The organism is Bacillus paramycoides, from assembly GCF_038971285.1.
Lineage (GTDB): Bacteria > Bacillota > Bacilli > Bacillales > Bacillaceae_G > Bacillus_A.
This window is the reverse complement of record NZ_CP152427.1, coordinates 2,604,024-2,624,293: the sequence shown is the minus strand read 5'-3', so window position 1 is coordinate 2,624,293 and position 20,270 is coordinate 2,604,024. Positions and strand designations below refer to the sequence as shown.

The window sequence follows — 20,270 nt, the reverse complement described above, 5'->3', positions numbered from 1 at the left end:
AGAATAAAAAGAAAATTAAAAGAAGGTGACACCATGTATAAAGAACCATTCCAACCAACTTATGAATATGCGCTTGAATGTGATAAACATGATGAACTGAAAGATTTTCAAACTGAATTCTATAAAAAAGAAGGAACGATATATTTAGATGGAAACTCATTAGGGCTACTTTCAAAAAGAGCAGAGAAATCATTACTTACGTTGCTCGATTCATGGAAGAAGTATGGAATTGACGGCTGGACTGAAGGAGAGCATCCGTGGTTTTTCCTTTCGGAGAAATTAGGTGAATTGACTGCGCCTCTTATTGGAGCTTTACCAGAAGAAACAATTGTAACCGGTTCCACAACGACGAATATTCACCAAGTAATTGCGACGTTTTATGAGCCGAAAGGAATACGTACAAAAATTCTTGCTGATGAATTAACATTTCCGTCAGATATATATGCACTTCAAAGTCAAATTCGTTTAAAGGGCCTAGATCCAGATGAGCATTTAGTACGAGTGAAGAGCCGAGATGGTAGAACACTTTCTGAAGATGATATTATTCAAGCAATGACAGATGATATCGCGTTAATTTTATTGCCTTCTGTACTATATAGAAGTGGACAAATTCTTGATATGAAACGTTTAACAGCGGAAGCTCATGAGCGTGGTATTCATATTGGATTTGATTTATGTCATTCAATCGGTTCTATTCCGCATCATTTCAAAGAATGGGATGTTGATTTCGCAATGTGGTGTAATTATAAATACTTAAATGCGGGACCTGGTGGTGTTGCAGGGCTTTATGTAAATAAAAAGCATTTTAATAGACTTCCTGGATTATCAGGTTGGTTTAGTTCTAGAAAAGATAAGCAGTTTGATATGGAACATATATTAACAGCGGCTGATCATGCAGGTGCTTATCAAATTGGTACACCACACGTATTAAGTACTGCACCTTTAATCGGTTCTCTTGAAATGTTTAAAGATGCTGGTATAAAACGTTTACGCGAAAAGTCACTACATATTACAAGATACATGCTTAATTTGATTGATCATGAATTAAAAGATTTCGGATTTACAATTGGAAATCCATTTGAGGATGAAAAACGAGGCGGGCACATTTATTTAGAGCATGCAGAAGCAGCACGCATTTGTAAAGCGTTAAAAGCAAATGGAGTTATCCCTGACTTCCGTGCACCTAATGGAGTAAGACTTGCACCGGTCGCTTTATATAACACATACGAAGAAGTATGGAAATCTGTACAAATATTAAAGAAAATAATGAAAAATGAAGAGTATAAGCAGTTTGAAAATAAGCGAGAGGTTGTGGCCTAAGTATGAAAACATCAGAGTGGATTGATATTTCACAACCGCTAAATAATGATATTGCTACTTGGCCAGGGGATACACCATTCTCGTATGAAGTTTCATGGTCAAAAGAAGAGAGTGGTTCAGTAAATGTCGGAAAGTTAACGATGAGTATTCATACAGGCACTCATATTGATGCACCGTTTCATTTTGATAATGAAGGAAAGAAAGTAATAGACTTAGATGTTCAAGTTTATGTCGGACCAGCGCGCATCATAGATGTTTCTAATCTTGAAAGCATTGGGAAACAGGAATTGGAAAACTTTCATTTAGAAGGCGTAGAACGATTGTTGTTACGCACATCTTCACATGGTAAAGCAAATGAATTCCCAGATGTAATCCCGCATTTACGTGCGGATATAGCACCATTTCTTTCAGAAAAAGGTATACGTTTAATCGGAGTGGATGTACCATCAGTTGATCCATTAGATGATAAAGAATTAGCAGCGCATCATCAATTATTTAAACATGGCATACACATTTTAGAAAATGTCGTACTAGATCACGTAGCAGACGGCGATTATGAATTAATCGCATTACCACTTGCCTTAACAGAGGCAGATGGCAGTCCAGTTCGAGCAGTTATTAGACCAATATAAGTAGAAATATATAAAAGGGGCGTTTGGCTAATATGAAAGAAAATGAAAAGGTAATTATGGAAAAAGGGATTCATACGGATTTTAAAGAGAATATGACGTATGGGGAGTATTTACAATTAGATAGTTTACTATCTTCTCAAAAAAGATTATCAGACCATCATGATGAAATGTTATTTATCGTAATTCACCAAGCAAGTGAACTTTGGATGAAACTTATTTTACATGAGTTAAACGCAGCAATTGAATCTATTAAACAAGATAAATTACAACCAGCTTTTAAAATGTTAGCACGTGTATCAAAAATCCAGTCTCAAATTATTCAATCTTGGGATATTCTTGCGACATTAACGCCATCAGAGTACATTGAGTTTCGTGACTCGCTCGGTCAAGCTTCAGGTTTTCAATCGTATCAATATCGTATGATTGAATATGCGCTTGGCTATAAAACGCCACATGCATTAAAAATTTATGAAAAAGATCCAGAATTACACGCTCGACTTCATACAGCGCTACACGCACCAAGTTTGTACGATGTGGCAATTCAAGCACTTGTAAAAGAAGGATTCCCTATTCATAAAGATGTGTTAAATCGTGATATTACACAGCCTTATGAAAAAGATGCAACGGTAGAAGCAGCATGGTTAGAAGTGTATGCTGATGTGAAAAAATATTGGAACTTATATCAGCTTGCTGAAAAATTAATTGATATCGAAGATTGGCTACAACAATGGCGTTTCCGTCATATGAAAACAGTAGAACGCATTATCGGACATAAAATGGGAACAGGTGGCTCTTCTGGTGTATCGTATTTAAAACGAGTACTTGATCAATGTTTCTTCCCAGAGCTTTGGAATGTTCGCACGAAATTATAAAAAAGAAACCTGTCAGTAATGAACTGTAAACTGGTACCTGTAGTTAGGACATTTGAAAAAGAATGTTTTTACTACGGGTATTTTTTATATACTTGAATTTCAAGATATGGAGATTAGGGGACATCATGAGTAAAATAATATTTTCAACTAAAGAGATAAAAAAACTTCAAAACAATTCAAATGTACAACGAGTTAGCGGTATAACTAAATTTGATAGATGTATTCAAAATAGAAAATAGATAGACAAGAATAGAGGAGGTCATTATCAAAGTAAAAATAAAAAAATTAAGTCTTATTGTTTTGAGGTCGTAAAAAGTGCTCCAAAACATTGAGGAACCAATAAGGGGGATTTTTTAAAAGCAGACAGAGCGGGATTTACTACAATCCGTAAACTTGTTTTCATTTTGTTAAAACACTCAAAATCCCTATTAATTATGAGAAAATTTCATATCTTATTTATAAAATTTATGTTATGGTACAATATGTAAAATAATTACAATGTTTTCTAAGGGGAGGATACATAATGAAAGCAAAGAAACTAGTAACTTTTGCGATACCGATTATTTTATTGGCAGGTTGTGGTACTGATAAAATTGACGCAAAACCAAAAGAAAAAGTAGAGTCTAAGTCAGAAACTAAGGATAAGTTATCAAAAGAGCAGTATCCAGTTCGTATGACCGGTTTATCTTCTGAATTAATGAATAAAATTTCTTCTATAACTGAGATAGCATTAGATAAAACGAAGGACGAAAAGGATCTAGTAAAAGGGTTGGTAAAAGAAGAAGCTGAGTTACAAAAGACTATTACCAAGTTTGATAAAATAGAACCGCCTAAAGAGTATCAAGACTCACATAAAGAAATATTAAAGGCGGTAGACTGTTATAGTAAAGCATATGCAATTCAAGCTAAAATGGCAAAAACGAATGCTAAAGACATAGATAAGTCAAAAGCAAAAGAATCAATGGAGTTAATCAAAGAAGGTAATGGTTATTGGAAAGCTGGTTTCAAACCAATTGAAGATGCCACAGTAAAAAAAGCAAACGCTCTTGGTTTCGATACAGGGACAAAAACTGATACTCCTTCAACTGCTAAATCCGATGATGATAATGTGCAAATATCCGCAGACGGTAAAGAGTTATTTGGCTCGTGGGGTAGTTACAGAGGTTCTGAGTTTCATAAAGGTTTAGACTTTAGAGAAGATAATTCATTCACGGCTTATGATGATACTGGTAAGACTTCTTATGAAGACAACCATATGATAGGTACGTGGTTATATAATGCAGATAAGAAGCAAGTAACTTTGATTCCTACTGAATTTGTTAAAGATGGTAAGAAGATAGATGCTAGACAAATGAATGCGGTAGTAGATTATACAGTTGAGTTTCTCAGAGCAGGTTCTTTAAGAATGGTAGATAATAAAGGTAACAAATTAGAAGTAGAAAGACAGAAGTAAATATTGTTTAAAAAAAGGTTTTACATGAATTTTGATATGGATGAGTAATAATAACAAAAACGTAATTCTCTATAGAAGATTTCGAATTAAAAGTGGGAAAAGGAAGGATTCAAAGAACTACTATCCGCTAATATGAGAGCGATGGAACATGGACTAGCTTTTGTAAGTGCCGTTCTTTCAGATGATATTGATAATCCAAATGATGTTACTCTTTTTGAAATTTGGAAAGGAACAAAGGAAAGTTGGCTAGTAGAAGAACTTCCTAAACCTTATAGAAATACATATGAGAATAAATTAGTGGATTTAATCGATGAAAGAATAATTAGTTATCTTACACCAACGAATGAGTGGAGAACTAATTTAACAAACAAAAAAGTGAATTAATAAATAATTTAAAGAGTGACTTGTCTAAAAAACAAGTTGCTCTTTCGCATTTAAAGAACGTATGGTTTACTATAACAATTATCGATATCAGTGGAACTTAAAGAAGCTGACTCCCGTTCAAAATAGGAATCAGCTTCTAATTGCTTAATCTCTTTTTTAATATGTCTTTGACATAGTTACCAGATTAACTGGCAGGTTTGTTTTTTATTTGAACACAAGTATGTTTTAATGAAAGCTACAAGATATAATAAATTAGGTAATGATTTAATTGGAGGTAAATTTTTGGATTTCAAGCAACTAGAAAATAAATTTGAACAGAAAAAAGTAAATACATTTCTTGTTTATCAAAAAGGTGAGTTAACAACTAAGTATTATAAAACATTAGAGTGTGAAAATAATCTATTTAAAATAAATTCGATTACAAAAAGCATTGTATCTATATTAATTGGTATTGCAATCGATAAAGGCTATATAAATGATATACATACACCGATTACAGAATGGATTGAAAATGTATCTGAGGAAAAGCGGAATTTGACTCTGTATCATTTATTAACGATGACTACAGGTGAGGATTGGAAAGAGTTCGGAAATGGAGTAGTGTTCCCAAATGATTTTGTAGAATCAGAGAACTGGGTGCAGTACATATTAGAAAAACCAATAATGGAAGAACCAGCTACAAAAATGAATTATAACTCAGGGTCTTCTCACTTGCTGAGCTATACTATTCAAGAAGCTACTGGAATGTCGACAGAGCAGTTTGCGAAAAGATATTTATTTGATCCTTTAGAAATTACCGAATATGAGTGGCAACAAGATCCGCAAGGCATACATGTCGGCGGTTTCGGCATGAAAATGAAATCTAAAGATTTATTAAATATCGGGATATTATGTTTGCAGAATGGATATTGGCAAGGGAATGAAATTGTATCATCGAAATGGTTAGAAGAATCTAGTAAAGCTCTATTTGAAACGTATGAACATGTCGGGGCTTATGGATATCACTGGTGGGTTTTGAATAACGAAAGATTTCACATACCGTACTGTATGTATTTTGCTATGGGATATGGCGGGCAATACATCGTTATCATTCCACAGTTAGAACTTGCTGCTGTAATAAGTAGTCATATGCCAAAACGTGGACTTGTTCCATTAAAATTGTTTATTGAGCATGTACATGAGCATTATAAGTTTATATGAGAAGAGAGAATGTATGAAAGGTGTAAATGTAGGAATGGATTTTAGAAATGAAAGAACCCCCACTGTTAAAAATATAAACAGCGGGGGTTCTTTCATTTTATTCCGCATTAACGGGCAGCCCGATTGGTTCAACTAATAATCAGTGGGGATGAACAAAACCCTCGCTGATTAAAGTTTCACTTTATCTACTCGTCTTCTGAAACGACATTTTTATAAATTTCTCCGTCTTCGTTTCAAATTCAACATCAACAAAAACGCCATATTCTTTTCCATCCTCACGTAGCCACAATTTAAATTTTTCAACTGTTATTTGAACGGTTTTCGGTTTTCTACCTATATGAAGGTAATCAATAATCTCCGCTTTTGGATATTGTTCTTTCGTCTTTTCTACAGCAAGTTTCCCCCATTTGGCATACGGTGGCTGCGCATGAACAATTGATGAGCCGGTATATATATTTGAACATGTTGTGATAAATAAAATGACGAGTGCGACACGCTTTAACAATTTTTTCATGATGAACTCCTTTTATATTTTTTTATATTGTTTACATATTTTTTCAACGATATGAGTTTGGATTTTTTTGTCTTCTTTACATAAAAGCGAGGCTTTTACAAAACATAACCAAGAAATCATTTACATAATTAAGGAGGGAAAATTATGCGCCAAAAAGCTATTTTTAAAATAGCAGTTTTACTTACATTTATAGGACTATCTTTGATGGTCAGTAGTATACAACTGAAAAACGTAGAAGCCTTTTCTAACCAAGTCATTCAAAGAGGGGCATCTGGCGAAGATGTCATTGAACTGCAATCTCGTTTGAAATATAACGGATTTTATACGGGAAAAGTGGATGGTGTTTTCGGATGGGGTACATACTGGGCACTTCGAAATTTTCAAGAGAAATTCGGATTACCTGTTGATGGTTTAGCTGGAGCTAAAACGAAGCAAATGCTCGTAAAGGCAACGAAGTATGATAAGTCAACTGCCAATAAAGGGAATAGTGGTGGTACTGCACAAGAGAATAAACCATCTCAAAATAAAGGGACAAATGTTCCAAATGGTTATTCTCAAAATGACATTCAGCTTATGGCAAACGCAGTATATGGAGAATCTCGTGGCGAGCCATACTTAGGACAAGTTGCAGTAGCTGCAGTTATTTTAAATCGGGTTACAAGTGCATCGTTCCCAAATACCGTTTCGGGTGTCATCTTTGAGCCAAGAGCATTTACAGCGGTAGCAGACGGACAAATCTATTTAACGCCAAATGAAACAGCAAAAAAAGCTGTATTAGATGCAATTAATGGATGGGATCCAACAGGAAATGCATTGTATTATTTCAATCCAGATACTGCAACAAGTAAATGGATTTGGACTCGTCCACAAATTAAAAAGATTGGGAAACATATTTTCTGTAAATAGAGCGGAGGTGGAACTATGTTACGAGGTATTATCATTGTATTATTAACAGTCGGTGTAGTCGGAACAGGATACTGGGGCTATAAAGAACATCAAGAGAAGAATGCAGTATTAATTCGAGCGGAAAATAGTTATCAACGTGCGTTTCATGATTTAGCATATGAGGTTGATTTATTGCACGACAAAATTGGAACAACGCTCGCAATGAATTCACGTGCATCTTTATCGCCTGCATTAGCAGACGTATGGAGATTAACATCGGAAGCTCGTTCGGATGTAGGACAACTTCCTTTAACATTAATGCCTTTTAATAAAACGGAAGAATTTTTAGCGAATATCGGTGATTTTAGTTACCGTGCAGCCATTCGTGATTTAGAAAAAGAACCGTTAAATGATCAAGAATACAAAACATTACAAACTTTATATTCAAATGCTGGGAATATACAAGATGAGTTACGAAAAGTGCAACATCTTGTTTTGAAAAATAATTTACGCTGGATGGATGTTGAGATGGCACTCGCATCAAATCGCGATCCTGCAGACAATACAATTATTGACGGATTAAAAACAGTAGAGAAAAACGTAACATCGTATTCCTCTACAAACTTCGGACCGACCTTTACAAGTGCACAAAAAAATAAAAAAGGTGGATTTGAAGCAGAAGGAAAAGCAATTTCTAAAGAAGAAGCAGCAAAAATCGCAAAATCATTTTTAAATTTAAAAGGAAATGAAAAAGTAGATGTTGAGAAAAGCGGAAAAGGTGCGAAAGAATCTTTCTATAGTGTGAAAATAAAAGATTCAGCAACGAATAATGAGTTTTATATGGATATTACCGGAAAAGGCGGATATCCAATTTGGGTTATGAATAACCGAGAAATTAAAGAACAGAAAATCAGTTTAAACGATGCAGGAAGTAAAGGTTTGACATTTTTAAAGGACCACAAGTTTAATAATATGGAGCTTTATGATAGCTCCCAATATGATAATGTTGGTGTATTTACGTATGTAGTAAATGAGAATGGCGTACGAATTTATCCAGAAGCAATTCAAATGAAAATTGCTTTAGATGACGGTTCTATCGTTGGTTTCTCCGCCAAAGAATATTTAGCATCACATCAAAAACGAACAGTTCCATCAGCTAAACTAACTGCAGCAGAAGCAAGAAAGAAAATCAATCCAGATGTTAAAGTTATGGAAGAACGTAAAGCTGTAGTAGTAAATGATTTGCATAACGAAGTACTTTGCCATGAATTTGTAGGTACTTTAGGGAAAGATACGTACCAAATTTTCATTAATGCAAATAGCGGCGCAGAGGAAAAAGTGAAAAAAATGCAAGCTGTTGAAAAAATTTATGATTAAACTTTAATAGTAAAGTGGTGAGAATAATGAAGAGCCTAATATACATGTTGATGCTTTGCTTGTTTATAGCCGGATGTAGTATTGGAAAAAAGGACAATCCAAACGAAAAGCCAGAGCAAAAAAATGTTTCGATGAAAAATGTTAACTATACGAACAAACCAAATAAACCAAACGAAAAAGCAGCGGACCATTTAGCATCTTTAGCAGCAAGTGTGCCAGGTGTGAATGATGCTACAGCTGTAGTATTCGGCAAATATGCTATTGTAGGTATTGATGTAAAAGCGAAACTTGATCGAACTCGCGTTGAGTCCATTAAATACTCAGTTGCAGAAAGTTTAAAAAACGATCCTGATGGTGCTAATGCAGTCGTTGTAGCAGATGTTGATACGTATGAACGACTGAAACAAATTGGAAAGCAAATAAAAAAAGGAAAAACAGGTGAAGGTATACTCGATGAGTTAGCTGCAATTGTTGGCCGAGTAATGCCACAAGTTCCAAATGACATGATTGAAAATCGAGAAACGAATCCAATTAAAGATAATGATAAACAATTACCAAAAGATGAAGAACAAGAACTAAGAAAAGAACAGAATGACCAATCAAATAATCATTTGAATAAATAAAGTGAAACTTTAATCAGTGGGGGTTTTCTTCATCCCCCACTGATTATTAGTTGAACCAATCGGACTTTAATGGGCAGCCCGCCCCCAAAAATTCTTTGCTTTCGCTGAATTTTGAGATGGGGGATCTTACTGCCCATTAAAGCGGGATAAAATTAACCTTAACCCTGTACTAAATTGTGCAGGGTTTTTCAATGTAATATTAAATATTCAGTTTATTTTTAAGGGAATATATGGTTTAATTATTATGGGAGGGACAACTGTTATGATGAAAAAAAGGGCATTAATATTATGTAGTTTATGCTTAGGTTTCAGTATGACAGCGTGTGAACAGAAGAAAGAAGTGAAAAAACAAACAGCGACTTCTTCAACTGTGATGGAAAGTGAGAAGAAAGAAACTATTAATATAAATCATTTCTCGAATATAAATGAAGGAATGACTTATACAGAAGTGAAAGATTTAATTGGTTTTGACGGTAATTTACTTATAGAAGAAGGTGTAGAAGATTCTACACAAATTAAACAAATTTTTGCTTGGAAGGGAAGCGATCCAACTGCATTAGTTGAAATTACCTTTTTAGATGGAAAGGTACATTCTAAAGTGCAGCAAGGTTTAAGTTAATAAGTAAAAATGGGAGAGTTTAGCATGGACATACATATTGGGGAAATCCAATTAGTTCCGTATAAAGAAAAATATAAAGAAGTTATACAAACATTTACTTTACCAAGTGAACAAGTTCAATTCACATCAGATCCGAGCGAATTATTGGAGAAAGCAAAGAGTGATCGTACAAAAAATGTGATTGTTATTTTAGATTACAACGGGATACCTGTTGGTCTTTTTGCATTGCAAACGGGAGATAGAGTACAGGAGTTCACAGACAATCAAAATGCATTACTTTTAACATCGTTTTCCGTAAATCACGATAGTCAAAGGAAAGGATATGCTAAAAAGTCATTGGCACTATTACAAGACTTTGTACAACGTTATTTTCCGATGAAAAATGAAGTTGTACTTGCTGTAAATGAAAAAAATATTCCTGCACAAAATTTATACAAAAAAGTCGGCTTCCAAGATAAAGGTTTTAGAAGAATGGGACCAATTGGTCAACAAATCATAATGCATTTACCTATCATAAAATAATGAGAAGAAAAACTTACTCCTCGTGTAACAAAGTAGTAAGTTTTTTTATTTAGAACGATAAGAGAATAAATATTAAAAGGCTATATTTTAGAGTAAAGAAATTATAGCTAGATACATAAAAAATTAAAGATACTTGAAAAGCATTAATTTTAGTTAGTTGTACAATCATTAAATAATATTTTTAGGGGGGGTTAGCTTTATGGAAATAATTCAATTACTAAAAAAAGATGATTTATTTAATAAGGCAATAGATGTTTTTTGGAAAGAATGGGGTGAGGAAGTTGGGCGTGCTTTTTATGAAGATTGTATGACTAATGCTTTAACTGATCCAAATGACATACCTAGTTTTTACATAGCAAAAGTAGAGGATAAGATTATCGGAACGTATGCATTAATTCGCAATGATTTAAATAGTCGTCAGGATTTGAGCCCATGGCTAGCATGTTTGTTTGTAGATGAAAAATTTAGGGGCAACTCTATAGGTGCAAAATTGTTGAATCATGGATTGCTAGAAGCAGCAAAAAAAGGGTACAAATTTCTTTATCTTACTTCAGATCTTAAAGGCTATTATGAAAAATATGAATGGGAAAAAATCGGAGTTGCTTATGGACCTAGTGGAGGGTATATACCTTTGTTTAAAAAGTCAACGGATCTATAACGAAATTAAACAACGATAAGAACCTTACTTCAATACAATGTAGCAAGGTTCTTATCGTTTATATTATTACATCAATTGTGAAACACATTTGAATAAGGAGAAATGATATGACCATTTATATTGCGCTTCTAAGAGGAATTAATGTAGGCGGGCATAAGATAATCAAAATGGCTGATTTAAAACAAATGTTTGAATCAATAGAGTTAAAACAAGTAAAAACATATATTCAAAGCGGTAATATCGTGTTCGAATCTGAAAAAGATATTGATTTTTTAAATAAACAAATACAATCAGAAATTAAAAACGTTTTTGGGTTTGATGTTCCGGTCATGTTAAGAACACGTGATGAATTTATAAATACGATAAAAAGGTGTCCTTATGAAGTCGATTCATTGCTTGAAGGAGAAAGTATACATGTTGCCTTTTTAGCAAATGAACTTTCTGAAAAAGAAAAGGATCAGCTACTTATGCAAAAAAATGAGACTGAAGATTGTTATATAGTTGAAAATGTAGTGTATGTGTTTTTCAAGAATAGCATTCGAAACTCTAAATTAATGAATCAATTTCAGAGGTTACATACACCAGCTACGGTTAGGAATTGGCGGACTATGAGTAAATTAAAAACGATAGTTGAAGGAATGTAAATATAAAAAGATGAGGTTTACTTAGAGCAGATAAATGTTCAAGAAACTATGGTTATAGTATAAAATAAACGAATTAAGGGGTAGTAAGATGGGGAAATTTGTGAAAGACCAAAAGGTAGTTGCATTTACATTTGAAGGGTTGGCACCATGTACGGTTGTAAGAGTTGGTTGGATTTTTATCATGGTACAAGTAGAAGAAACGAAACATTTATATTCTGTTACAAAAAGTAAATTAACACCTATAGAGGAAGAGGAACACTATCTTTTAGAAGAGAGTATTGATGATGAAGGGGTATTCGATATAGGTAGATTGTTTGCTAAAATAGAAGCAGAAGACATGGACCTTGCAAAGAAATCATTTGAAGAAAATGAAGACTTCAAGAAATACGAAGATTTTCACAATCCATCAGAAGGGAAACTGTATGGTGGAGAGTACTATACTACAATTAAAACAGGTAAAGAGTTACTAGAACAATACTTTAATCGAGAAGAGCTAGAGCGTAATGGTACTAATTAAATTAGATGCGAAAACAGTTAAAGGCCAAATCTTGTTTATGTTAGGTATATAGGCTAAAAATTTTATATTTGATTATTGGGAGGGTAAAATAATGGATTTGGCAAACAAATTTATTATTTATATTTGTCTACAAACTCATTTAAAAGGTTAGAAATTAAACAACTTTAAAGAGCCTGACTACAATATAATTTGTAGTCAGGCTCTTATATTTTTAAATCAAAATGAAATAACATTATTATCACTTTACAAAATCTCACTTTTTATTTATATTGTTTTGCGACTATAAGTTCGACAATAGGATAAATAAAGAAAGAAGAGCATAGGGCGATAAAAAGAGGAAGATTCTTTATTTCATCGAGTAATAGGAATGCAAATCCTTCTGATAATAGTAAAACAAAAAACATAAGACATATAAGTACAAAATAAGCAATTTTAAAACTTTTATATTGGATTTGCTGTCCCATTTCATCTTGGCTTTCTTCCGATACTCCGTTTGGATCTCCCCATGTAATATGATTGAAGAGGTAGCTAATTATTATTGCACTTGCGAAGATTGTTCCACCTAAAATCGCACCTTCAGAGATGTATTTATAGACTCCATGTATAAGTACTCCAAGTAACGATAAAATGATTGTTAGTAAAATGAAATTTTTGCGATTCATATTAGAAACGGCACCTCCATAGTTGTAAAAAACTCTTTACATCCATAGTATAAAATTGGAAAACCTTTATGTCAAATACTTTTTACATGACAAAGAAATAATATGATACTTTGTTTTTGTCTTTTATAAAAAATTACATTACAATTGAATGTAAAAGAATGGGCTCGCATATATTTGGAAGGGATGTCAGATTAATTTAGGGGGTAGTTATGTCTATTCTTTTAAAAGCTGGTGCTGATGCAGGAAATAACGGTTTGAAGTTAATGGTGAAAGGGCAAGATCCTATTTTTATTCCGAGTATATATGCTTTATATATAGGAGAGCCTACTGGATTGTTAGATGAGGGAGATGTTTCATTATCTGAATTAGAAAATCACATTGACGTGACCATCAGTTCTCCATCGTTAATGTTAAATAACGTGCGGTATATCGTTGGAGAAAAAGTCATTCAAGATCAATTAAAAGGTACTGAGGTTGAGAAGAAATCAAATAAGTCAACTGATGAGTTAATGGTTATTACAATTTTATCTGGTTTAGCGGTAAGTGCTATGCGTCAAAGTCCAACGTCTAGTCATATTAATATTCGATATGATTTATCTGTTGCTCTTCCTATGCAGCTTATTACACAAGAAATAGCTGCGGAAAATGCGAAACGTTATATGGGCAATCATAAGGTTGTATTCCATTATCCTAACGGACGTGATGTGACAATTAATATTTCTATCGAATATTGTAAATGCCTACCTGAGGGCGCTTCTGGAACGTGGGGCATTGTATATGACGAGGAAGGAAATGTTGTAAAACATAAAATAGAATGTGAACAAAATCAAGTTTCAGAAATTGATTTTGTTGATAAAACATTATTATCTTTTGATATTGGCGCAGGGACGACAGAAGAAGTAGTTTCACTAGGTGTTAACTTTAGACCACAACTAAGTAAGGGCTTATCATATGGTGTGAAAGAAACGTTACTACAAATTATTACGAGGTGGAACCGGAAGTATCCAACAAAGACGATTGATAGCATTACAGAGTTTAACCAAATTTATTTAAATGAAAAGCACCCAAGAAATGCGTTATTAGTTGAGGAGTCACAACCGGCATTATTAGGGTTAGCAGCGCGTGTCGCAACGGATATCATAAATAAAATTGATGATATGAAGGACGATCCATACGTATTTATTTATGGCGGGGGCGCAGTAATTATTAAAAATAGTTTAAAAATGATTTTAAAACAAAAGGGACGATTAACAAATGTAATCTTTGTAGATAATCCATTATTTACAAATGCACGTGGATTATTAATCTATACTTGTTCACCAAAATATAGAGAACATAAACAAAAAGAGTTAGGATTTACAAACTTAACGATAAGTTAGTTGGTGGAAGCATGCGATCTAGGCGATATAAACGTGGTGATCGAGTGAAAATCAATATTCATAAGTCAGTATCACCTGAAATGCTTGCATGGCTAAATAAACAATCAAACCCAACCAATTTCTTTTTCTTTGCAGCGCAGCAACTCTTTAAACAAGTAGGAGATATTGATGTATCAAAAGCAATTCCTAGTAGCCATGTTTTCTCATTATACGTAGAACCATCACCCTTATTAAAAGTTGAAGTAAATCCTTTTAAAAACGTACCATTAGAAGCTAATAAATCCACCGATAATATAAAAAAAAAATCATGGGAAGCTGTTGATCAATTAGATTGTCCGTTTTTTTAAACATAGAAAAATATAAGTATTGCCCATCACTATACATATAGATACAGTGATGGGTTTTTTATATAACAAATAGAAGAGGCACACGACAATCTGTACTCCTTCTATTCGTAATTTATTTATATTTTAGCTGTATGTTCAGTAACAGCATGAATTATGTTTTCCCAGTCATCAGGATGAATCTCATGTCCTGCACCTTCAAGAGTTAATAGAGCTGAGTTAGGTATCTCATCGATAAGTGCGAGACCATGTTCGAAAGGGAGAGCAGTATCGTCCGTTCCATGAATGACTAATGTAGGTGCTTGTATGGAGTGAAGCACACCTTCATATGCATCATCGCCTTGAAGTAAAGCGTGATTAAACATGCTTAATAAATTGTTAGCTCGTTCTATTTCTTGTTTTACTTGTTTATAGACTCTTTTTTCATCAAATGTTCGTTTTGATCCACATAATAGGCGAGATCCGGAAACTAAATATTCAGCTACATCTTTATCATTTGTCCAATCTAAATGCGTGCCATTTGCGTGATGTGTTAAAATTCTTTCATCCATCGGAGGTAAATCGCGCGTGTTATCGTCAGAGCCTATTATACTTGTAGCTAATAATGTTAACGATAAAATTCTTTCGGGATGTTTTACAGCAGCAATTTGAGCAATCATACCACCTAAAGACATACCAAATAGATGTGCTTGATCAATATGATAAGAATCAAGTACCCCAATTGCATCTTCTGCCATATGTGTAACTGTATAATTGGAAGTTCCAGGATCGTATGCAACAGAGCGTCCCACATCACGGTTATCAAAACGAATAACAAATTTCCCCGTGTTAGCCAACTGTTCACAAAACTCTTCATCCCAATACACCATTGAACACGTAGCACCCATAATTAATAAAACAGCTGGGTCTTTAGGATCCCCAAAGCTTTCTGTACATATATCGATCCCGTTTATTTTAAATATCTTTTCAGCCATAGCGTTCTCCCCATTTCTTTTGAATTAAATTTTAAATATAGTTTTGAAAGATTCTAAGGTGTTTGTAAGTTTCGTTTTGGAACTTGCAACGCTTCTTACGCAATTTACCCCCAAAAATAAGTTTATGATAATTCAAGGGAAAAAATTTTGAGAAATATTTGTATGTTATTAAAATAAACAGCAAGGAGGAGAGGAAATGAAAGCAATTGTTATAGATCAATATGGTAGTGTTGAAGAATTAAAAGAAAGACAAGTTTTAAAACAAATTGTTAAAAGTAGCGTAAAGTTGTACTGTTTAATGAAGCAGAGGTAAGAGAAGCTCATATTTTGAGTGAAGGCCAACATGTTAGAGGTAAGATTGTTATAAAAGTGGAATGAAAATGATTAAGTATCTTTCAAAATTTTTCATTATACCCCAAAACTAAAATATTTTGGGGTATTTACTTTTTAGCTTAAAGATATTGTGCATATGCTTTTATAACTTATAGTTTCGTACTGTATCATGTAATTTCTCTAAACCAATCAACATATCTTTTTCATTTAACATAGAATAGCTAAGCCTTAATTGATTATTATTTGTATCGTTATTTAATAGGCAAGCTGTTCCTGGTAAAAAAGAGACATCTACTTCATTTGTTTTTTGTAATAAGGTAAAGGGATCAATCGAATCAGGAAGTGTAATCCACAAATTAAATCCACCATTTGGTATTTCAAAGTGTATTTCTTTAAGTGTTGATAACATATTAATCGTTATGTCACGTCTAATTTGTAAAGCTGTACGTAATTTTTCTAAATGGTTTTTCATACGTTCTGCACGTAAAAACGGTAGAAGTGCTTTTTGTGTTAATAAAGGACTACCGATATCCATTGAACCTTTTACAGCATATAACCATTCGAAAATAGGTCCATCAGCAATAAGTGAGGCGATACGCAGCCCTGGTGCTAACGTTTTACTAAATCCTTTTATATATATTACATGGCCATTCTTATCAAAATTTTTGATCGGAGAGGGGACAGTAGCGCCTTCAAAATATATTTCTCCGAAAGAATCATCTTCAATTATAAAAAACTTATATAGCTCTGCTAGTTCTATAAGTTCCATTCTCCGTTCTTTACTCATTACTGTACCTGTTGGGTTCTGGAACGTTGGATTCGTATACAATAAAACAGGATTTTTACTTTGACAAATATCATCGATTAAGTCGGAGCGAACTCCATGATGATCAAGAGAAATAGGTATAATTTGAGCACCTTTATTGATGAAAATATCAAGTGCAGCACTATAACACGGACTTTCCACTAATACAATATCACCAGGTTTTAATAATGTTTGAGCAATTAAATCAATTCCTTGTTGAGCGCCGCTTGTAATTAATAATTGGGATGGATCTGTTACTAATTGCTGGTGTTCATGTAAGTAATTTGCTATTTCAACTCGCAGTTCGTAATCACCTTGAATTGGCCCATAAGTTGCTAGAATCATCTGGTCTTTATTAAGTATTTTATGCATTTCGTCTGCCAAGAACGGATTTGGCAATAAACGAGGATATAAAATCGCTTGTGAAAAATCATAATATTTTCGGTGCTGATTCATTGCGTATTGAGAACGCATAACATTAATTGTTTTCGTTTGTTGCCACTGATATGGAATTGGTTTGAAATCTTTCTTTACATGTTTATGTATATAAGCACCTTTTCCTTGCTGGATGCGTATATATTCTTTCTTTTCTAACTGCTTATATGCTTTACGAACAGTTAATAGGCTAATCTGTAAATCTTCGGCCATAGAGCGTAAAGATGGAAGTGAGTCACCATGTGAAAGCATGCCACTTTGTACTCTTTCAACGATTTGCATATATATTTGCCTGTAATACGGTATGTTGGATTCTTTACGAAGGACAATTTTCATGGTTTCACCTTTTTCGTTTTTATTTAATTAAAGCGAAAAATATAAATAGAATCAACTATGATTTTAGGTAACTGTTATATACATAGTTACACTGTTATACACCATACCTTCTATACTCATGTTAAGAGTAAAAAGGAGGAAGAAAAATGGTCATTTTCAATTATATTTTAGTATGTATTATTTTCGGAACAACATTTTTAACGATAAAGATCGGAATTGAAGCAGGAACGCCTCCGTTATTTTCTGCAGGAATTCGTTTCTTTTTAGCAGGAGTAATCTTGATGATTATATTTAAGTTAAAGCGAAAGGAAATAATGCCACATGTATTTTCAAAACGTATTATATATGCTGGTTTTTGCTTAACGTTTATGACATTCGCAACTTTGTACTGGGCGGAACAATATATTTCTTCAGGGCTAGCTGCTGTGCTATCTGCTACGGGACCGATGATGATATTGTTATTGCAGGCAAAGAGAAATAAGACAAATTTGCAAAAGGAGCAACTGCTAGCTTTAATTATTGCACTAATAGGTGTTATTTTTGTTTCTTTACCAGAAATGCACCAAGAAATAAGTATCATATGGAGTATCGCTTGTTTTGTTTTAATAATAGGAGAATTATTTTATGGAATAGGCTCTATTCACTCAAAAGAAATACTTTCGGATTTACAAAATGTATCACCATTTCTCATAAATGGTATTCAAATGTTTTATGGAGGAGTATTACTACTAATCGTCTCAGCCATAGTAGAACAACCGAATGTATCTGTACTAACTTCATGGAGTGTACAGTGGCCTATTTTATATCTTATCTTTATCGGATCAATTGGTGGGCACGGATTATATTATTGGCTCTTATCAAAAACAAATCCTGTATTCCCGTCAACATGGTTATACGTATCACCGTTAATTGCTATTATAGTTGGATATATTATATTAGGAGAACCTTTAAACCCTACAAAGGGAATAGGTGCATGTTTCATTTTGGTTGGTGTATTTTTAGCTAATCGATCCACACTTCGGTCTTATTTCAAACAAGGGAAATTATTTGAGAAGGAAATGTAGTAGAATTAAAAACACAGTTGGAAAAATAACCAACTGTGTTTTTTACTTAATTTACTTTTTTTATAAACCCTTTATAATGACGTTTCACAAGCTGACTTTCTAACGTCTTCATTGTTTCAAGTGCTACACCGACAATGATAAGTAAGCTTGTACCACCAATTTGTGCAGAAGGTGGTAATGTAGCAATTTTTGTGAATACGAGCGGTAAAATTGAAATGGCACCTAAGAAAATTGCACCGATAAATGTTAAACGGTATAAAATTTTCGTTACATATTGTTCTGTTGATTTACCAGGGCGAATACCAGGCACATATCCATTTTGCTTTTTCAAATTCTCAGCCATTTGTTCAGGGTTTACTTGAATAAATGCGTAGAAGTATGTAAAAGCAACGATAAGACCGACATAAAGTGTCATTCCAATTGGATGTGCGAAATCTAGATTAGCAACTAACCATTTTGATACTCTTGAATCAGGGAAAAGCTGCGCAATTGTACGCGGCGTCATTAAAAATGCAGAAGCAAAGATTACTGGAATTACACCAGCACTATTTACTTTAAGAGGTAAATGAGTGTTTTTTGCTCCTTGATATTGATTGTTGCCTGAAACAGCTTTCGCATATTGAATCGGTATTTTACGCACGGCTTGTTGTATGTAAATAACACCAACAACTATCGCTAAAATTACGAGACCAATTAAAACCATCTTTATGATGTGCATGAATAATTGATCGCCTGCATTTTGAAATTGTTGCAAATAAATTTGGTTCGCCACATTTGGAATCGCTGCTACAAGTCCTGCGAAGATAATCATCGAAATACCATTACCTACGCCATTAGCGGTAATTTGTTCACCTAACCAAAGTAAAAATGCAGTACCTGCAGTTAAAACTGTCGCAATAAATAAGTATGTAGTCCAGCTTTGATCTGTTATTAATTGTCCACCTGCTATATTATTAAAGCCATAAGACATTCCAATGGCTTGTATGAATGCGAGAATGATTGTAAAGTATCGAGTGAATTGAGCTGATTTCTTACGGCCCATTTCTCCTTGCTTTGCCCATTCCGAAAATTTAGGTATAACATCCATTTGTAGTAATTGTACTATGATGGAAGCTGTAATATAAGGTGTAATACCTACAGCAAAGATTGAGAAGTGTTGCAATGCTCCTCCGCCAAATACGTTTAGCATACCTAAAACGTTAGCTTGATCTTGTACTTTTAATACCTCTGCGTTAGTATGAGGAACTGGAATAAACGTGCCAATTCGAAAAACGATTAACATCGCTAATGTAAAAAGGATTTTCCTTCTTATCTCAGCTACTCTCATGAAATTTGAAATCGTACGAAACATTATGTCGCCTCCTATATTTTTATCAGTTAAAAAACTGATTATTATATCCCGATGAAGTAACCACAAACCTCCTTCCGCATTAAATTCATTTGACAAATGGATTTACATACATTTTGTAGTTTTCACGGATATAAAAATATAAGGTGTTGTATAAGCGACCAATAAGCTTTTCGTAATCATTCAATACACATAATATATCGAATAAATTAACAAATGTACATACATACGCATGAAAAATGAATGAATACGGGCATTTTTTACATTTATTTAATGATGAATTGATAGGATGTGCATTTAATCGTTAGAAATTTTTTGATAAACGAACGCAAGTGAATAGATTGGATGGAAATTTTAAAAAAGAATTATG

22 protein-coding genes and 2 pseudogenes are annotated in these 20,270 nt (G+C 33.5%); 19 read left to right on the top strand and 5 right to left on the bottom strand.

Annotation, left to right across the window (positions count from 1 at the left end; genetic code table 11):
• Positions 1-33: 33 nt before the first annotated feature.
• The 7 genes and pseudogenes from kynU (at position 34) to AAG068_RS13485 (ending at position 5,861) form a co-directional block, all read left to right on the top strand.
• Positions 34-1,320 (top strand): kynureninase, encoded by a 1,287-nt coding sequence (gene kynU / locus AAG068_RS13510; RefSeq protein WP_342719665.1) that lies wholly within the window; start codon positions 34-36, stop codon positions 1,318-1,320.
• Positions 1,321-1,322: 2 nt separating this feature from the next.
• Entirely contained in the window at positions 1,323-1,952 is a 630-nt protein-coding gene (gene kynB, locus AAG068_RS13505) for an arylformamidase (protein WP_342719664.1), read from the top strand.
• 32 nt (positions 1,953-1,984) lie between these two features.
• Positions 1,985-2,824, top strand: coding sequence for a tryptophan 2,3-dioxygenase (gene kynA / locus AAG068_RS13500; RefSeq protein WP_342719663.1), 840 nt, complete (start codon positions 1,985-1,987; stop codon positions 2,822-2,824).
• A gap of 523 nt (positions 2,825-3,347) precedes the next feature.
• Positions 3,348-4,277, top strand: a complete 930-nt coding sequence (locus AAG068_RS13495; RefSeq protein WP_342719662.1) for a DUF3994 domain-containing protein — start codon at positions 3,348-3,350, stop codon at positions 4,275-4,277.
• Positions 4,278-4,418: 141 nt separating this feature from the next.
• Complete coding sequence (locus tag AAG068_RS13490) at positions 4,419-4,661, top strand: antibiotic biosynthesis monooxygenase (protein ID WP_342719661.1); 243 nt, start codon at positions 4,419-4,421, stop codon at positions 4,659-4,661.
• 55 nt (positions 4,662-4,716) lie between these two features.
• Positions 4,717-4,809 (top strand): annotated as a pseudogene (locus tag AAG068_RS29955) (IS3 family transposase); the annotation flags it as partial.
• 134 nt (positions 4,810-4,943) lie between these two features.
• A complete protein-coding gene (locus tag AAG068_RS13485; RefSeq protein WP_342719660.1) occupies positions 4,944-5,861 on the top strand; it encodes a serine hydrolase domain-containing protein in 918 nt (305 codons plus the stop codon).
• Between the two features lie 181 nt (positions 5,862-6,042).
• Here AAG068_RS13485 and AAG068_RS13480 read toward each other — a convergent pair whose 3' ends face one another.
• Complete coding sequence (locus AAG068_RS13480; protein WP_342719659.1) at positions 6,043-6,375, bottom strand: DUF3889 domain-containing protein; 333 nt, start codon at positions 6,373-6,375, stop codon at positions 6,043-6,045.
• A 144-nt stretch (positions 6,376-6,519) separates the two neighbouring features.
• Between AAG068_RS13480 and sleB the strand changes: the two genes are divergently transcribed.
• The 8 genes from sleB (at position 6,520) to AAG068_RS13440 (ending at position 12,220) form a co-directional block, all read left to right on the top strand.
• Positions 6,520-7,281 (top strand): spore cortex-lytic enzyme, encoded by a 762-nt coding sequence (gene sleB, locus AAG068_RS13475; RefSeq protein WP_342719658.1) that lies wholly within the window; start codon positions 6,520-6,522, stop codon positions 7,279-7,281.
• Between the two features lie 15 nt (positions 7,282-7,296).
• Positions 7,297-8,637: a germination protein YpeB gene (ypeB, locus tag AAG068_RS13470; RefSeq protein WP_342719657.1), complete on the top strand. Its 1,341-nt coding sequence runs from the start codon at positions 7,297-7,299 to the stop codon at positions 8,635-8,637.
• Between the two features lie 26 nt (positions 8,638-8,663).
• A complete protein-coding gene (locus AAG068_RS13465; RefSeq protein WP_342719656.1) occupies positions 8,664-9,260 on the top strand; it encodes a YhcN/YlaJ family sporulation lipoprotein in 597 nt (198 codons plus the stop codon).
• 262 nt (positions 9,261-9,522) lie between these two features.
• Entirely contained in the window at positions 9,523-9,879 is a 357-nt protein-coding gene (locus AAG068_RS13460; RefSeq protein ID WP_342719655.1) for a hypothetical protein, read from the top strand.
• Positions 9,880-9,903: 24 nt separating this feature from the next.
• Entirely contained in the window at positions 9,904-10,401 is a 498-nt protein-coding gene (locus tag AAG068_RS13455; protein ID WP_342719654.1) for a GNAT family N-acetyltransferase, read from the top strand.
• A gap of 199 nt (positions 10,402-10,600) precedes the next feature.
• Positions 10,601-11,059, top strand: coding sequence for a GNAT family N-acetyltransferase (locus tag AAG068_RS13450; RefSeq protein WP_342719653.1), 459 nt, complete (start codon positions 10,601-10,603; stop codon positions 11,057-11,059).
• Positions 11,060-11,166: 107 nt separating this feature from the next.
• The gene (locus AAG068_RS13445) at positions 11,167-11,703 is read left to right on the top strand and encodes a DUF1697 domain-containing protein (protein WP_342719652.1); all 537 of its coding nucleotides are present in this window, start codon (positions 11,167-11,169) and stop codon (positions 11,701-11,703) included.
• 88 nt (positions 11,704-11,791) lie between these two features.
• A complete protein-coding gene (locus AAG068_RS13440) occupies positions 11,792-12,220 on the top strand; it encodes a hypothetical protein (protein ID WP_342719651.1) in 429 nt (142 codons plus the stop codon).
• A gap of 260 nt (positions 12,221-12,480) precedes the next feature.
• Here AAG068_RS13440 and AAG068_RS13435 read toward each other — a convergent pair whose 3' ends face one another.
• Positions 12,481-12,882 (bottom strand): hypothetical protein, encoded by a 402-nt coding sequence (locus tag AAG068_RS13435; RefSeq protein ID WP_342719650.1) that lies wholly within the window; start codon positions 12,880-12,882, stop codon positions 12,481-12,483.
• 209 nt (positions 12,883-13,091) lie between these two features.
• Between AAG068_RS13435 and AAG068_RS13430 the strand changes: the two genes are divergently transcribed.
• Positions 13,092-14,261 (top strand): ParM/StbA family protein, encoded by a 1,170-nt coding sequence (locus tag AAG068_RS13430; protein ID WP_342719649.1) that lies wholly within the window; start codon positions 13,092-13,094, stop codon positions 14,259-14,261.
• 11 nt (positions 14,262-14,272) lie between these two features.
• On the top strand, positions 14,273-14,608 hold the full coding sequence (locus AAG068_RS13425) for a hypothetical protein (RefSeq protein WP_342719648.1): 336 nt from the start codon (positions 14,273-14,275) through the stop codon (positions 14,606-14,608).
• Between the two features lie 116 nt (positions 14,609-14,724).
• Here the strand turns inward: AAG068_RS13425 and AAG068_RS13420 are convergent, their stop codons facing one another.
• Complete coding sequence (locus tag AAG068_RS13420) at positions 14,725-15,579, bottom strand: alpha/beta fold hydrolase (protein ID WP_342719647.1); 855 nt, start codon at positions 15,577-15,579, stop codon at positions 14,725-14,727.
• Positions 15,580-15,861: 282 nt separating this feature from the next.
• Here AAG068_RS13420 and AAG068_RS13415 point away from each other — a divergent pair.
• A pseudogene (locus AAG068_RS13415) lies at positions 15,862-15,957 on the top strand (NADP-dependent oxidoreductase); the annotation flags it as partial.
• Positions 15,958-16,054: 97 nt separating this feature from the next.
• On the opposite strand, the gene AAG068_RS13410 reads toward AAG068_RS13415, so the two are convergent.
• Positions 16,055-17,488, bottom strand: coding sequence for a PLP-dependent aminotransferase family protein (locus tag AAG068_RS13410; protein ID WP_342719646.1), 1,434 nt, complete (start codon positions 17,486-17,488; stop codon positions 16,055-16,057).
• A 146-nt stretch (positions 17,489-17,634) separates the two neighbouring features.
• On the opposite strand from AAG068_RS13410, the gene AAG068_RS13405 reads away from it, so the two are divergent.
• Positions 17,635-18,552, top strand: a complete 918-nt coding sequence (locus AAG068_RS13405) for a DMT family transporter (RefSeq protein WP_342719645.1) — start codon at positions 17,635-17,637, stop codon at positions 18,550-18,552.
• A 46-nt stretch (positions 18,553-18,598) separates the two neighbouring features.
• Here AAG068_RS13405 and secY read toward each other — a convergent pair whose 3' ends face one another.
• Positions 18,599-19,903 carry a preprotein translocase subunit SecY gene (gene secY, locus AAG068_RS13400; protein WP_342719644.1) on the bottom strand — a complete coding sequence of 435 codons (1,305 nt, stop codon included), beginning with the start codon at positions 19,901-19,903 and terminating at the stop codon, positions 18,599-18,601.
• Positions 19,904-20,270: the final 367 nt, after the last annotated feature.